We start from the raw sequence: 15,855 nt of genomic DNA, 5'->3' as shown, positions 1-15,855 counted from the left end.
TCGCGCGACTAAGCTCGCGCGCGACGCCGCGCGACTTTGCGCGAACCTAAATATCGCTATTCGACGAACGGCTCGATTATTATCTACACTAAAAACGCTACATAGAGTTCATCGTTCTTCGAACGGCGAGTTTTCGGCGATATCGAGAAGCGATATTTATAATTTTCCGTAATGTTTCGCCGACGATATAGGACTGTCTTATTGCCGCCCCAATTCACCAAAGTCGTGTCCTTATAGATACAGCTTAAAGACAATTCGATTACAGCAAGTGCCTCACGATTGACCATCCGGGCCCGAAGCTCCTAAGGCGCCGACAACCGCCAGATCGCGGCGGGAAACACATCTTGCATCGGGCTGTAAGGACGGCGGCGCGCGCGCCGACGAGGGCGGCCCGGAAGGATAAAGACATGAACTATCCGTTTACCCGGGGCCGCTTGCTCGCGACCTCGATGATCGTGGGCGTGGCCACGCTGGCCGGCTTCGCCGCGAACGCCCAGACCACCGCGCCGGCCGCTCAGTCGGCCGCCCAGGACAACGAGGTCGAGGCCGTCGTCGTCACCGGTTCGCTGCTCCGCCGCACCGACACCGCCACCCCCTCGCCGGTCCAGGTCCAGACCAACGAACAACTCAAGGCCCAGGGCATCACGACGGTGGCCGACGCCATCCGCAGCCTGTCGGCCGACAACTCGGGCTCGGTGCCCGCCGCCTTCGGCAGCGGCTTCGCCGCGGGCTCGACGGGCGTTGCCCTGCGCGGCCTGACCGTCAACTCGACCCTGGTGATGATCGACGGCCTCCGCAACGCCAGCTACCCGCTGGCCGATGACGGCCAGCGCTCGTTCGTCGACCTCAACTCGATCCCGTTCAACGCGGTCGAGCGCATCGAGACTCTGAAGGACGGCGCTTCGTCGCTGTACGGCGCCGACGCCATCGGCGGCGTGGTCAACATCATCATGAAGTCGAACTTCCAGGGCATGGGCGCTGACCTGTCGGTCGGCACGTCCGAGCACGGCGGCGGCGACCAGTACCGCTTCAACGGCGAGGTCGGCTATGGCGACCTGAACACCGACAAGTACAACATGTACCTGGACGTCGAGTACCAGCTCGACAAGCGCATCCGCATCGATCAGCGCGGCTATCCGTACGACACCTTCGACCTGTCGGGCATTCCGGGCGGCAGCAACGACAACCCGGGCGCCGGCGGCAGCACCTACTACGGTCAGGTCAAGCGCGCGAAGATGGGCACGGCGGGCGACATCTCGACCGGCGTCGCCCTGGCCGATCAACTGTGGCAACCGCTGCGCACCTGCGCGGCCGACGCCCCGCTGACCACCTCGGCCGGCGGCGCGTACTGCGCCCAGAACGTCGCCAAGCTGGGCGACGTCCAGCCCAAGCAAGAGCGCGTGGGCGCCTATGGCCGCTTCACGATCAAGCCGAACGACAACTTCCAGGCCTATCTGTCGGCCAGCTTCATGCAGTCGAAGACCTCGACCCGTGGCGCTGAACGCTCGATCTCGTCATCGACGCCGCACAACCTGTCGAACATCGTCCTGCCGGCCCTGCTGTCGAACGGCCAGCTGAACCCGAACAATCCGTTCGCGGCCGAGGGTTATGACGCGCTGATCCGCTACCGCTTCAGCGACATCCCGTTCTACGCCAACTACACCAACCGCATGGCCCGCCTGGTCGGCGGCGTCGAAGGCTCGGCGGCCGACTGGAACTACAAGGCCAATCTGGTCATCGCCCACGGCTGGCTGGAGAGCGCCAACCACGGCTACATCAGCTACAACGCGCTGATCGACGCGGTGAACAACGGCACGTACAACTTCCTCGACCCGTCGAAGAACAGCCAGGCTGTCCGCAGCGCCCTCGCCCCGGTCCTGGCCAAGACCTCGACCAGCGACCTGGACTCGATCAACTTCCAGGCCTCGCGCGACGTCTTCAACCTGCCGGGCGGCCCCGCCCAGCTGGGTCTGGGCGGCGAGTTCCGCTACGAGGCGGTCAACGACCCGGCCCTGAACCCGACCAACGACGCCCAGGGCCTTGGCAACGCCCGCACCATCGGCAACCGCACGGTCGCCTCGGCCTTCGCCGAGCTGGGCATGCCGGTGCTGGACAATGTCGAGGTCAACGTCTCGGGTCGCTATGACCACTATTCGGACTTCGGCGGCAACTTCTCGCCGAAGATCGGCGTCAAGTACACGCCCATCAAGACGGTCGCCCTGCGCGCCACCGTCTCGAAGGGCTTCCGCGCGCCGTCGTTCTCGGAATCGGGCGACTCGGCCAGCCAGGGCTTCACGAACTTCTCGTTCGCGAACTACCCCGACTTCGTCGCGGCCCACGGCGGCAGCGAGTATACCAAGACCTACTCGCTCTCGAGCATCACCGCGGCCAACCCGGACCTGAAGCCGGAGAAGTCGACCAGCTACACCATGGGCGCGGTGTGGGCCCCCACCCGCAACTTCAGCGTCTCGCTGGACTACTACCACATCAAGAAGACCGACGTGATCGCGCAGGCCAGCGCGGGTGACGCCATCGCCGCCTACTACGCCGGCGAAGCCATCCCGGCCGGCTACGTGGTGACCCCCGACCTGCCGGATCCGGACGCCCCGAACGCCCTGCCGCGCATCCTGTCGGTGGCCTCGCCGTACATCAACGCCGACTCGCTGCGCACCAGCGGCATGGACCTGAACGTCCAGAACACGATGTACCTGCCCGCCGACGTCAAGTGGACCAGCGAGCTGAACGCCACCGTGCTGTTCGACTTCAAGTACACCCAGGGCGGGGTGACCTATAACTACGTCGGCAAGCAGGCCCCGTACGTCCTGTCGTCGGGCGCCGGCACGCCGAAGTACCGCGCCTCGTGGAGCAACACCTTCACCCGCGGTCCGGCCACGATGACCGGCACCCTGAACTATGTCAGCGGCCTGCGCTCGATCGACGAAAGCTATGTGGGCGACCAGACCTGCCTGTACGGCGACGCCGACTTCAAGTGCCACACGAAGGACTTCATCTCCTTCGACCTGACCGGCGGCTACGACGTCACCGAGCACACGACGGTCTATGCCGACGTGCTGAACCTGTTCGACGCCGGCCCGATGTTCAACCCGGCCAACTACGCCGCGGTGAACTGGAACCCGACCTACTCGCAGTCGGGCGCCGTGGGCCGCTACTTCCGCTTGGGCGTTCGCCTGAAGTACTAGTCGTCACCTGATCTCGCGTACGGACCGCGTGAGTAGGGTCCGATGAGATGGAGGGGGTCGTCCGCGAGGGCGGCCCCTTTCCTTTTGGGCCTTGTCCTCGCGCGGATGAAAAAATGGGCTGGCCCCGCCGTTGCGGCGGGTGCGGAAACGCCCTCCACTTACGTCAGTCTAAAGAGGGGCCGACGCACCGTTGCGTCCGCCAAGCGCAACGGGGTTGGAAATGACGCGAAGCGGAGCAATGGCCGGGGCGGCCCTCGGCGTGGTGCTGGCTTTCACGGGGCTGGGCGGCGCGATCGCCGCCGACATCACCCCACCGGACAAGGCCTTCGCCCAGCCGGTCGGCAGCGATTACTTCCTGGCCGACTACACGGCCTATGAAGCCTATCTGAAGACCCTGGCCAGCCAGTCGGACCGCATGAAGCTGGTCGACATCGGCAAGACCGAGGAAGGCCGCACCATGTGGGTGGCGATCGTCTCCTCGCCGGCCAACCTGGCCAAGCTGGACCACTACAAGGCGATCGCGCGCAAGCTGGCCAAGGCCGAGGGCGTCAAGGAAGACGAGGCGCGCAAGCTGGCGGCCGAAGGCAAGGCCGTGGTCTGGATCGACGCCGGCCTGCACGCCAGCGAGACGATCACCTCCCAAGGCCAGATCCAGGTGCTGCACCGGATGCTGACCCAGACCGATCCCGAGACCCTGCGGATGCTGGACGACACCATCATCCTGTTCGGCCAGGATAATCCGGACGGGATGGAGATGGTCTCGGACTGGTACATGCGCAACCAGGATCCGAAGAAGCGCGAGTTCGGCTCGCTGCCGCGCCTCTATCAGAAGTACGTCGGCCACGATAACAACCGCGACAGCTTCATGTCGGCCATGGCCGAGACGACCAACGTCAACAAGCAGCTGTTCCGCGAGTGGTATCCGCAGATCATCTACAACCAGCACCAGACCGGCCCGAACGGCATGGTGGTCTTCGTGCCGCCGTTCCGCGACCCGTTCAACTTCAACTACGACCCGCTGGTCATGACCGAGCTGCAGGAAGTCGGCATGGCCATGCACAGCCGCCTGGTGGCCGAGGACAAGCCGGGCTCGGGCGCCCGCAGCGCCGCGCCCTACTCCACCTGGCACAACGGCATGGAGCGGTCGGTCGCCTATTTCCACAACTCGATCGGCCTTCTGACCGAGATCATCGGCGGCCCGACCCCGACGACGGTCAATCTGGTGCCGGAACTGCAACTGCCGGGCAACGACCGCCCCGCCCCCATCGCGCCGCGCGAATGGCGCCTGCAGGACTCGCTGGACTACCAGTGGACCATGAACCGTGCGGTCATCGACTACGCCGCCCGCAACAAGGAACGCCTGCTCTTCAACATCTGGAAGATGGGCGACAACAGCATCAAGCGGGGCAGTAAGGACAGCTGGACCATCACCCCGACCCGCGTCGAGGAACTGCAAGCGGCCGGCAAGGACAAGCCGGGTCCTTACGGCCAGGCGGTCGATCCCAAGCTCTACAAGACGGTGCTGCAGACGCCCGAGGCGCGTGATCCGCGTGGCTATGTCATCCCGTCCGACCAGGCCGACATGCCCACGGTCGTGGCCTTCCTGAACGCGCTGATCAAGACCGGGGTCGACGTGGACAAGGCGACCAAGCCCTTCACGATCGGGGCCAGGACCTATCCGGCCGGCTCCTACGTCGTGCGCGCGGCCCAGGCCTATCGCCCGCACATCATGGACATGTTCGAGCCCCAGGATCACCCGCACGACCTGGAATATCCGGGCGGCCCGCCCAAGGCCCCGTACGACGTCACCGGCTACACCCTGGCCTACCAGATGGGGATCAAGTTCGACCGCATCCTGGACGGCTTCGAGGCCCCGACGACCCGCGTGCCCGACCTGATCGCGGTGACGCCGGGCGCGGTGAAGGGCGCGGGGAGCGCGGGCTGGCTGGTCAGCCACGAAACCAACGCCAGCTTCACCCTGACCAACCGCCTGCTGAAGGCCGGCGCCAAGGTCTATTGGGTCAAGGACGGCGCCAAGGCCGGCAAGACCGCCTTCGGCCCCGGCGCCATCTGGGTCCCCGCCTCGCCCGCCGCCAAGGCGGTGATCGACAAGGGCGTCAAGGACCTGGGCATCGACGCCTACGCCGTCGGCGGCAAGCCGTCGGGCGCCACCATCGCCCTGAAGCCGATCCGCGTCGGCCTCGTGGACGTCTATGGCGGCTCGATGCCCTCGGGCTGGAACCGCTGGATGTTCGAGAAGTTCGAGGCGCCTTTCCAGGTGGTCTACCCGCAGCGCCTGGACGCCGGCGACATCGCCAAGGACTATGACGTGCTGGTCTTCCCGGACGGCGTCGTCCCCGCTCCCGCCGATGGCCCGTTCAAGGCCGGCCGTAGCGGTCCGCAGCCCAAGCCCGAGGACATTCCCGCCGAGTACCGTCCGTGGCTGGGTCGCGTCAGCGACGACAAGACGCTGCCGCAGATCGCCGCCTTCGTGAAGGGTGGCGGCTCGGTGGTCGCCATCGGCGCCTCGACGCGCCTGGCCACGGCCCTGGGCGCGCCGGTCGACGTCGCCACCGCCAAGATGGAGAACGGCCAGTTGAAGGCCTTCACCAACCGCGAGCTCTACATCCCCGGGTCGGTGCTGCGCGCCAAGGTCGATCCCAAGCAGCCCCTGGCCTATGGCGCTGGCGGCGAGGTCGACGTGTTCTTCGACCGCAGCCCGGCCTTCACCGTGAAGGCCGACGTCAAGGGCGTGTCGCGCGTGGCCTGGTTCGACACCGACAAGCCGCTGCGTAGCGGCTGGGCTGTCGGCCAGGAAAAGCTGAAGGGCTCGACCGCCATGCTCGACATCGACGTCGGCAAGGGCAAGGTTTTCGCCTTCGGGCCGGAAATCACCCAGCGGGCGCAGTCGTACGGAACGTTCAAGTTCCTGTTCAACAGCCTGCTGTACGGGCCGGCGGTCAGCGGCAAGTAGATCGGGCTTCTCGCGTTCAGCGCGGGAACGAAGAGACAAAATCGGCGCCGGAGGGGAATCCGGCGCCGATCTCACTCGGGACCACTGGGGGAGCCGCCCCGAGAGCACCAACCGTCCGACGCCAACTGGCGACCGCGTCGGACGTCGAGAGCGGACGAGACGCCGGACCGCAGCCCCTCGCCGACCTCGAAACGCAGCGTGCGCCACGTCTGGGGCGGCGACGTTGATTCAACGCAAAAGCCGAAATGAAATCGGCGCCGGGAGGGCAGTCCCGGCGCCGATGGATCGCATCCCAAGAGATCTCTCAGGTGGGGGGAGGATGACCTCTAGGGCGCGATCGCCTCGGCTCCGGGACGACGCGGGTCCGCGCCGCCCAGGAAGAGACCTTTTTCGATCATGATCGACTGGGCGGAACCCATGGTCTCGTCCGAGGACAGGGGGTGGCCCATCGCCTTGAGGGCGGCCACCGTGTCGGGATTGAAGTTGGGCTCGACGCGCAGATTGTCGCTGGCGTCCTGGAAAATGCGCGGCTGGTGGGTGGCCTCGGCCACGTTCAGCTTGAAGTCGACGACATTGACGATGACCTGCAGCACCGTGTCGATGATCGTGCTGCCGCCCGGCGTGCCGGTGATCAGCCATGGCTTGCCGTCCTTGAAGATCATGGTCGGCATCATGGTCGACAGCACCCGCTTGCCCGGCTGCAGGGCGTTCGGCGGCAGGGGACGGCCGCTCTTCTGGGCCCGCCACGCCGCGGCGTGGGCGTAGTTGTTCATCTGGTTGTTCAGCACGAAACCCGCCCCGGCGACCATCACGCCCGAGCCGAAGTCCGCGCCCAGGGTGAAGGTGTTGGAGACGGCGTTGCCGTCCGCGTCTGCCACCGAGAAGTGCGTGGTGTTGTGGCTCTCGAACGCCCACGGATCGCCGACGCCCAGCTCCTTGGCGCTCTTGGCCCTTTCCGGATCGATCAGCTTAGCGCGCTCGACGCCGTAGGCCTTGGACGTGAAGCCGGCCAGCGGGACCTTGACGAAGTCGGTGTCGCCCAGGAACCGCGAACGGTCGGCGTAGCCGAGCTTCATGGCCTCGGCCATCAGGTGCAGCGACTTGGCCGAGCCGGGCCCCGAGGCTTTCAGGTCGAACTGTTCGAGGATGTTCAGCATCTCGAGCAGGGTCGCGCCGCCGGCGCTGGCGGGCGGCGAGGTCTTGACCGCGAGGCCGCGATAGCTGCCCTCCAACGGCTGGCGGATCACGGCCTTGTAGGACGCCAGGTCCTCGGCGGTGATCAGGCCGCCGTGGGTCTTCATGTCGGCGGCGAAGCGCTGGGCGATCTCGCCTCGATAGAATGCGTCGGCGCCCTTGTCGGCGATCTGGCGCAGCGACCAGGCCAGGTCCGGCTGCCTCAGGATCTCGCCGGCGCGATAGAGCTCGCCGCCGGGCTTGTAGAACGCCGCCTTGCCGGCCGCGCTCTCGGACAGGCGCTGCTTGCCCCAGCTGAACACGAAGGCCTCGTCGGGCGACAGGGCCACGCCGTCGCTGGCCAGCTTGAAGGCCGGCTCGACGACCTGCTTCCACGGCAGCCTGCCGTACTTCTGGTGGGCCAGGTAGAGGCCCGCCACCGTCCCTGGCACGGTTGGGGCGCGGTAGCCGCGGGAGGCGACGTCGTCCATCTCCTTGCCGTTCTCGTCGACGAAGGTCTCGAGCTTGGCGGCCCTGGGGGCGATGCCCCGATAGTCGATGAAGACCGTTTCCTGGGTCTTGGCCATGTAGACCATCATGAAGCCGTCACCGCCGATATTGCCGGCGCGCGGCAGGGTCACGGCCAGGGCGAAAGCGGTGGCGACCGCGGCGTCCACGGCGTTGCCGCCCTGGCGCAGGATGTCGACGCCGACCTTGGTGGCGATGGCGTTCTGGCTGACCACCATCCCCTTCTCGCCCACGACCGGCGAGTGGATGCTGGGATATTCCAGCAGCTGCTTCTTCTGGGCCAGGGCGCCGCTCGAGGCGATCGGCGAGAAGGCGAGCGCCAGGGCCGAGGCGGCCGTCGCGAACAGGCGGAAGGGTTTCAAGGTCGAGCCTCGCAAGACGATACGCGCGAAGAGGAACGGGGCGGCCCAGCAAGGCCGCCCCGTCCGGGATGTCCTAGAACTTCTTGGACAGGTTCATGTACCAGTAGCGGCCCGTGGCGTTGTGCAGGGCGCCCGAGTAACCGAAGTTGGACGCCGACAGCGGCGGGTCCTTGTCGAACACGTTGCGCGCGCCGATACGGATCGTCGAACCGCCGAACATGCCGTCCTTGAAGGCGTACTGCCCGTACAGGCTGACCGTGGTCCAGTCCTTGATCGGGAAGTACTGGCCGTTCACCTGGGCCGGGCCGGTGTCGTACGCTTCGCCGACGTATTGCACGAACGCGCCCGCGCCCCAGCCGTTGTTACGCCAGGTGAAGCTGGCGGTGCCGCGGAACTCGGGGTAGCCGTCCATCTTGATCTGATTGCCGGCCGACGAGATCGTCAGGCCCGGCAGTTCGCCAGAGGCGACGGCGGACTGCAACAGCGACTCCAGCGGGCTGGGCGACTGGTCGTACTTCAGCAGCTTGGCGACATTGACCGACAGGCCGAAGTCGCCCCAGGGGGTGTCGTCCAGGTCGTAATCGACGCTGAAGTCGGCGCCCTGGACCATGCGCGGCTGCAGGTTCTGATAGGTGTCGTTGATATAGGCGATATTGCCGACCGTGGCCGAGCCGACCGGGGCGTCGCGGACGACGTTCGGGTTCGACGAGCCGTGCAGGCGCAGATAGTAGTCGTAGGCGATGGCGTTATAGCCGCCCACGACGCCGATGACGCCTTTCTCGCGGATCGACCAGAAGTCGGTCGTCAGGGTCAGCTTGCCGTATTGGGCCGGAATGAAGGTCGGCTGATAGACGAAGCCGACCGTGGCGTTGTCGGCCTCTTCCGGCTTCAGGTTCTTGTTGCCGCTGCGCGACTCGATCGTGCTGGCGGTCGCGCAGGTCGTGCCGTTGAGGCGGCAGGCGGCGTAGTCGATGCGGTTGTTCGAGACCGTCGCCCCGTCGCTGTAGAACTGCGGCAGGTTCGGCGCGCGGAAGCTCTGCGAAACCGACCCGCGGAAGGCCAGGCCGTAGCCGACCTTCCAGTAGATCGCGCCCTTGGGCTTATAGACGCTGCCGAAGTCCGAGTAGTCCTCGCCGCGCGCGGCGATCTGCAGGCTGATCTCCTCGACGAACGGGATGTTCATCTCCGGCGAGATGACCGGCACCGCCAGTTCGAAGAAAGCCGAGGTGACCGAACGGCTGCCATGCACGTCCGGCGCGCCCGAGGCGCCCAGGACGTCGGTGTTGTAGGTCATGCCGGTGACGCTGTTGGTGTACTTGATCTTGCCGTCCAGACGGTCGTCGCGGTTGTCGTCATAGGTCTCGCGACGCCACTCGACCCCGGCCGCGAAGCCGACGTCGCCGCCGGGCAGTCGGAACAGGTCCTTCTTGGAGACCTTGAAGTCGGCCAGGGCCAGCGAGGTCTCGCTGATCCGGTAGACGTTGATCAAGAACGCGTTGATCGTGTCGCGGCTGTTGGGCGAGGTGTCGCCCAGCGAATAGTTGTCGAGATTGCCGCCGTTGAACGGGTTGTAGGCCGACGCGTCGGTGCGGTTCAGCGCCTGCTGGAACAGGGTGTTGCTGATCGCATTGTGCGTCATGTCCTTGGTCCGGGCCTTGGAATACAGCGCCGCCGAATCCCACTTCCAGCCGTTCCACGAGCCCTTCAGGCCGCCCAGCAGGCGGTAGCTGTCGTCGGTCACCGTGTAGGTGCGCGGGCCGGTGTCGACCACGCGATAGGTGAGGATGTTCATCGCCGCGCCGCCGGTCGGCACGCCGGTCAGGTTGGCCAGGCGGTTGACGCTGCCCACGGGACCGAAGGGGTTCCAGTAGGCGTTGGCCGCGATGGTGATGGGCGCGGTGCTCAGCGGCGCGGACTGCTCGCGGCTGCCGGTGAACAGGGCGTGATAGTAGCCCGCCTCGCCATAGGCAGTGATGTCGCCGAAGTCGTGCTCGACGGTCGAGAACAGGTTGGTCCGCTCGAGGCCGCCCTTCAAGGTGCGGTCGGGATTCTCGTCATAGCGCAGCACGCGGTCGTTGGCGCCCGTGATGGTGCCCGACTTGATGCAGAGGCCGCCGGTCAGCACGGTGCTGGAGCAGCCGGCCGCCGTGTTGCTGACGGGCTCGATGTGGAAGACGCCCGAGGTCGTCAAGGCCGTCGTCCCCTGGCGCACCGTCGTGGTCGACGGGATCAGGGTGAACGAGCCCCACGGGCTCGAGGTCGAGCGGCTGTCGAAGGTGGTGTTGTCCACCCACGGGGTGTCGGCGACCTGCGGGCGGTGATCCTCGCTGGCGGCATAGTCGCGCTCGGAGGCGTTCAGGCGGCTGCGGCCGGTGTAGTTGCCGAAGAAGGTCAGGCGCGTGCCGTCTTCCAGGCGCGTGCCGGCTTTCACATTGAACGAACCTTCGCGGTAGCTGGTGCCTTCGGAACCGCCGTACTGGGCTTCCATCTTCAGGCCGCGGAACTTGGTGTCGAGCACGGTATTGACCACGCCGGCCACCGCGTCGGTGCCATAGATGGCGGCGGCGCCATCGCGCAGCACTTCAACCCGCTTGACGCCCGCGACCGGGAACGAGTTGGTGTTGACGGTCTGGACCGGCACCAGGTTCTCGGTCTGCGTGCCCGGCGCCAGCACGGCGCGGCGGCCGTTCAGCAGGGCCAGGGTGTTGCCGGTGCCGAGGCTGCGCAGGTTCAGCGAGGCCACGTCGCCACGCGCGTCGTTCAGATTGCCCGTGGTGCGGGCTTCCTGGAACTGGACGTCGCCGGCCTGCGGGATGGCGCGGAACAGTTCGTCGCCCGAGACCGCGCCCGTCGCGATGATATCGTTCTCGCTGACCACGGTCACCGGCAGGGCTTCGGTGGTGCGGGCGCCTTCGATCTGCGAACCGACCACCACGATGGCTTCGACCGTCTGGGCCTCTTCACTCGTCGCGCCGGCCCCCGCGCTCGATGACTGGGGGGAGACGGCCGGCGCCTGGCGCAGCGTGATCGTCTTGCCGTCGTCGGAGGCCACGACCAGGCCCGCGGCCTTGGTCAGGCGCGCCAGGGCGTCGGCGTCGGCGACGTCGCCGGTCACCGCCGGCGTGGTCTTGCCCGAGGCGGCCTCGAACGGGAACAGCACCTGCTTGCCCGATTGCTTGGCGAAGGTCTGCAGCGCGTTGACCGCGTCGCCGGCTGGAATGTTGAAGCTGTGCCGGGCCTCTTGCGCGAGGGCCGGACCGGCCAGGACGAGCACGGCGGCGGACGCCATCAGGAAGCCGCGGACCGTGCGGCGGCGTGTGTCGATCGACATTTTCTTTGGTAACCCCTCGGGGCGTCATCCATCCCCATGGGAAGACGCCTTCAGCCCTACCGACGCGAGGGCTCTCCATTTCCGCCACTCGGCCGGAAACTTTTTCAGCCCACTTTTTCTCAGCCGGTCTTTTCGGAGACCACGCGGCGCGTGAGGCGGATGGCCCCGTCAGAGCCCGCGGCGGCGCGCACCGGGAAGGCGCTGGTCACCGCGCTGACGAAGCTGTTGGGTTCGGTCGTCTGAAAATAGCCGGCCAGGCGCAGGCCCGAGATCGACGGATCGGCGATGCGGATCTGCTGCCTGTTGTAGCGGTTGAACTCGGCCACCGCTTGCTCCAGCGACTGACCGTTAAGGGCGATCGCGCCCTGTCGCCAGGCCAGGGCCCGGTCGATCTCGCTGTCCGACACGGCGCGCGAACGGCTGCCGGCCGAGCTGTAGATGGCGGTGACGCCGGCCGTCAGACGCAGATCATCCTTGCGCTCGGTCGGGGCGGGGTCCAGGTCGACCGCCCCGCGCTTGACCGTCACGGCCGCGCCGTCGGAGCGCAGGCGCACGGCCATCTCGGTGGAGCCATCGGCCTCCATGACCGCGTGGGCGGCCTTGATCACGAACGGGCGGGCGTCCCTGGCGGCCTCGAACACCGCCTCGCCCCGGATCAGCTTCACCTCGCGCACGCCCTTGCGATAGCGGACGACGACCTTGCTGTCGGTATTGAGCTCGATGCGGCTGTTGTCGCTGAGCACCACGACCCGACGCTCGCCGATGGCGGTGGCGTAGGCCGCGCCGCCGTCGAACGTCATCGTGCCGGCCACGACCAGGGCGATGGCGGCCGCGGCGGCCATGCCGCGCGCCCACGGCGTCCGCGCTACGCTCGGGCGGCGCTCGGCCAGCAGGTCGCGATCCGGACGCTCCATGCCCGGACGCAAGGCGCGAAGGCGCTCCAGCCGCGCCCAGGCGGCGGCCTCGCGCTCATAGGCGGCCTCATGCTCGTGGCTGTCGTCGCGCCAGGCCTCGAAGGCGGCGCGATCGGCGGCCGAGCACGAAGGATCGTCAAGCCGGACCACCCAGAGGGCGGCCGCCTGTCTCACCGCTTCGCGTCGTGATCCCGTCTCGCGCTCCATGAGCGTCCTTCGTCGACCTTACTCTTGCGTCCGATACGACGTCCCAACTTGTCGGAACAGTACCGAAGGCCCTTCACCAGATGCTTCTCAACAGTAGAGACGGATAGCCCGAGCCGAACCGCTATATCCTCGGGCGAGAGGCTATAAACTTTTCTCAACGTAAAGACGCGTCGGCATTGCGTCGGAAGTTCGGCGATCGCGCCGGCCAGCAGCCGCAGCTCCTCGCGTGATTCGAGCATCATCTGCGCGGTGGGCGCTTCGTCGATCGGTTCGATGCGGTCGAAGTCGGCGACGGCAGTGATGGTCAGGACCTTGCGGCGGCGCAGCGCGTCGAGCGCGCAGTTGCGCAGGATGCGGGTGGCGAAGGCCCCCGGATTTCCGATCTCGCGCCAAGTCTTGCAGGCGATCGCGCGGGCGAAGGTTTCGTGGACCAGGTCCTCGGGATCGGTCTGGCCGTCACGGCAGAACTGCCGCGCATAGGCTAGCAGATCCGGCTCCAGCGGCAGGATCTCGCGCCTGAACCAGGCGCGACGGTCTTCGTCTTCTTGCGCCATCAACGCTCCCCTCGGCGGCCAACCAAGCGGATTAAGAGCTCGAAGGCAACCCGGCGGCGGCGCGGCCGCCGGGTCGCGGAAGGCGGCTGCCTAATCGTCGATCACGTTGTGGCGCGTGTCCTTCAGGAACAGACCGCCGATAACGGCGGTCACCGAGGCGATGATCACCGGGTACCAGAGGCCCGAATAGACGTCGCCCGTCGCCGCCACGATCGCGAACGAAGTCGTGGGCAGGAAGCCGCCGAACCAGCCGTTGCCCAGGTGGTAGGGCAGCGACATGGCCGTATAGCGGATCCGGGTCGGGAACAGCTCGACCAGCATGGCCGCGATCGGGCCGTAGACCATGGTCACGTACAGGACGAGCAGGAACAGCAGGCCGATGACCTTGGGCTTGTCGACCAGGGCGCCGTCGGCCTTGGCCGGATAGCCGGCGACCTTCAGCTGGTCGCCAAGGTCGGCCTCCCAGGCCTTGCGCTCGGCGGCGAAGGCCTTGCCGGTCGCGCCCTTTGCATCGAAGCCCGACAGCGTCACGCCGCCGACCTGCACCGTCGTCGGCGAGCCGGCGCCCCCGTCGTGCACCGAATAGGTGACGCCGGCCTTGGCCAGATAGGCCTTGGCGACGTCGCAGGCGGTGTTGAACTTGGCCTTGCCGACCGGGTCGAACTGGAAGGCGCAGGTGGCCGGATCGGCCGACACCGTCACCGGCGCCGAGGCTTCCGCTTGGGCCAGCAGCGGGTTGGCGTAGGTGGTGATGGCCTTGAAGATCGGGAAATAGGTCGCCGCCGCCAGCACGCAGCCGGCGATGATGATCCACTTGCGGCCGATCTTGTCCGACAGCCAGCCGAAGAACACGAAGAACGGCGTCCCGATCAGCAGGGCGCTGGCGATCAGCAGATTGGCCAGGGCCCCGTCGACCTTCAGGGTCTTTTCCAGGAAGAACTGGGCGTAGAACTGGCCGCAGTACCAGACCACCGCCTGGCCCATGGTCAGGCCGAACAGGGCCAGCAGCACGACCTTGAGATTCTTCCACTGGCCGAAGGCCTCGGCCAGCGGCTTCTTGGTCCCCTTCCCCTCGGCGATCATGCGCTGGAAGGTCGGGCTCTCGTGCAGCTTCAGGCGGATCCACAGCGACACGCCCAGCAGCAGCAGAGAGACCAGGAACGGGACGCGCCACCCCCAGGCCTTGAAGGCGTCCTCGCCCAGCTGGGTGCGGACGATCAGGACGACCAGCAGCGACAGGAACAGGCCCACGGTCGCCGTGGTCTGGATCCAGCTGGTGTAGAAGCCGCGCCGCCCCTCGGGCGCATGCTCGGCGACATAGGTCGCGGCCCCGCCATATTCGCCGCCCAGGGCCAGGCCCTGAACCAGGCGCATGACCACCAGCAGGATCGGCGCGGCGATGCCGATCCGCTCGTACGACGGCAGCAGGCCGACCACGAAGGTCGAGACGCCCATCAGCAGCATGGTGATCAGAAAGGTGTTCTTGCGGCCCCAGATGTCGCCCAGCCGTCCGAAGATCACCGCCCCCAGCGGCCGGATCGCGAAGCCGGCGGCGAAGGCCAGCAGGGCCAGGATGAAGCCGGTGGTCTCGTTGACGCCCGAAAAGAAGTGGCTGGTGATGATCACCGCCAGCGAACCGTAGAGATAGAAGTCGTACCACTCGAACACGGTGCCGAGCGAAGACGCCCCGATCACCAGCGCGTCGCGCCCCTTGCCCGGCTTCGGCGCGGGCGCGGCTTGGCTGTCAGCCCCCATTATGCTTGTCCCTTCCCTCGATCACGCCGCGTGTCCCCCGCGGTCGCCCCAAACCTAACTCCAGGAGAGCCTAGCCCAGAGAACGGGATTCTTAGATCAGGCTTTTTCGGTAGCGCTGCCATCAATTTGCCAGGGGCGGTCTCCCGGTCGACTTCGGCGCTCGCCATCGGCTAGGGTCCGCGCGAGCCTTTGAGGGGATTCCGATGAACCAGATCGTCCGCCGCGCCGTGATCGGCGCCGCCCTCGCCTTCCTGGCCTCGACCTCGGGACTTGTTACGTCTGCTTGGGGCGCCGCCGGCAAGCCGCGCGTGGCGATCGAGACCGACAAGGGAACCATCGTCGTCGAGCTGGAAGACAAGAAGGCCCCGATCACGGCCGCCAACTTCCTGACCTATGTCGATCGCCACCGCTTCGACGGCGGCCAGTTCTTCCGCGCCAACCGCGCAAAAGGCGCGCCGGGCGCCGGCTCGATTCAGGGGCAGCCCAAGCCCTATTCCCGCCGCGCCCCGCCGATCGCCCACGAGAGCACGCTGAAGACCGGCCTGCGTCACACGGCCGGCGCCATCTCGATGGGGCGCGACGCGCCCGGCTCGGCCACCGCCGACTTCTTCATCTGCGCCAGCGCCCAGCCCTATCTCGACGCCAAGCCCGGCAAGAGCGACGCCGCCCAGGGCTACGCCGTGTTCGGCAAGGTCGTGCAGGGCATGGACGTCGTGAAGAAGAGCCTGGCCGGCCGCACCGACGGCCCGACCAACGTGCCGTCGATGAAGGGCCAGATCCTGAACCCGCCGGTGAAGATCATTTCGATGAAGCGGGTCTGATCTCCCTCCGCCCCCCGTTTCACGGGGAGGAGAAAC

The 15,855-nt window shown here is 66.9% G+C and carries 8 protein-coding genes; 3 read left to right on the top strand and 5 right to left on the bottom strand.

The window, feature by feature from the left end; genetic code table 11:
- Positions 1-407 precede the first annotated feature (407 nt).
- Both EIK80_RS06300 and EIK80_RS06295 read left to right on the top strand, forming a co-directional pair.
- A complete protein-coding gene (locus EIK80_RS06300; protein WP_125156126.1) occupies positions 408-3,200 on the top strand; it encodes a TonB-dependent receptor in 2,793 nt (930 codons plus the stop codon).
- Between the two features lie 220 nt (positions 3,201-3,420).
- A complete protein-coding gene (locus tag EIK80_RS06295; protein WP_199743400.1) occupies positions 3,421-6,174 on the top strand; it encodes a M14 metallopeptidase family protein in 2,754 nt (917 codons plus the stop codon).
- Positions 6,175-6,500: 326 nt separating this feature from the next.
- Here the strand turns inward: EIK80_RS06295 and ggt are convergent, their stop codons facing one another.
- The 5 genes from ggt to EIK80_RS06270 all read right to left on the bottom strand — a co-directional run bounded on the left by ggt (position 6,501) and on the right by EIK80_RS06270 (position 14,998).
- Complete coding sequence (gene ggt / locus EIK80_RS06290) at positions 6,501-8,258, bottom strand: gamma-glutamyltransferase (RefSeq protein WP_199743421.1); 1,758 nt, start codon at positions 8,256-8,258, stop codon at positions 6,501-6,503.
- Between the two features lie 52 nt (positions 8,259-8,310).
- The gene (locus EIK80_RS06285; protein ID WP_125156123.1) at positions 8,311-11,568 is read right to left on the bottom strand and encodes a TonB-dependent receptor; all 3,258 of its coding nucleotides are present in this window, start codon (positions 11,566-11,568) and stop codon (positions 8,311-8,313) included.
- A 119-nt stretch (positions 11,569-11,687) separates the two neighbouring features.
- A complete protein-coding gene (locus EIK80_RS06280) occupies positions 11,688-12,689 on the bottom strand; it encodes a FecR domain-containing protein (protein ID WP_125156122.1) in 1,002 nt (333 codons plus the stop codon).
- Positions 12,653-13,246 carry an RNA polymerase sigma factor gene (locus EIK80_RS06275; protein WP_199743399.1) on the bottom strand — a complete coding sequence of 198 codons (594 nt, stop codon included), beginning with the start codon at positions 13,244-13,246 and terminating at the stop codon, positions 12,653-12,655. The genes EIK80_RS06280 and EIK80_RS06275 overlap by 37 nt, the downstream gene beginning before the upstream one ends.
- Before the next feature lie 87 nt (positions 13,247-13,333).
- Positions 13,334-14,998 carry an MFS transporter gene (locus tag EIK80_RS06270; protein ID WP_125156120.1) on the bottom strand — a complete coding sequence of 555 codons (1,665 nt, stop codon included), beginning with the start codon at positions 14,996-14,998 and terminating at the stop codon, positions 13,334-13,336.
- A 203-nt stretch (positions 14,999-15,201) separates the two neighbouring features.
- Between EIK80_RS06270 and EIK80_RS06265 the strand changes: the two genes are divergently transcribed.
- A complete protein-coding gene (locus EIK80_RS06265; RefSeq protein ID WP_370450199.1) occupies positions 15,202-15,819 on the top strand; it encodes a peptidylprolyl isomerase in 618 nt (205 codons plus the stop codon).
- Positions 15,820-15,855 lie beyond the last annotated feature (36 nt).

Origin of the sequence: Caulobacter sp. 602-1, from assembly GCF_003931565.1 — a bacterium.
Taxonomy (GTDB): Bacteria; Pseudomonadota; Alphaproteobacteria; order Caulobacterales; family Caulobacteraceae; genus Caulobacter.
This window is presented reverse-complemented; position numbering and strand designations above follow the sequence as displayed.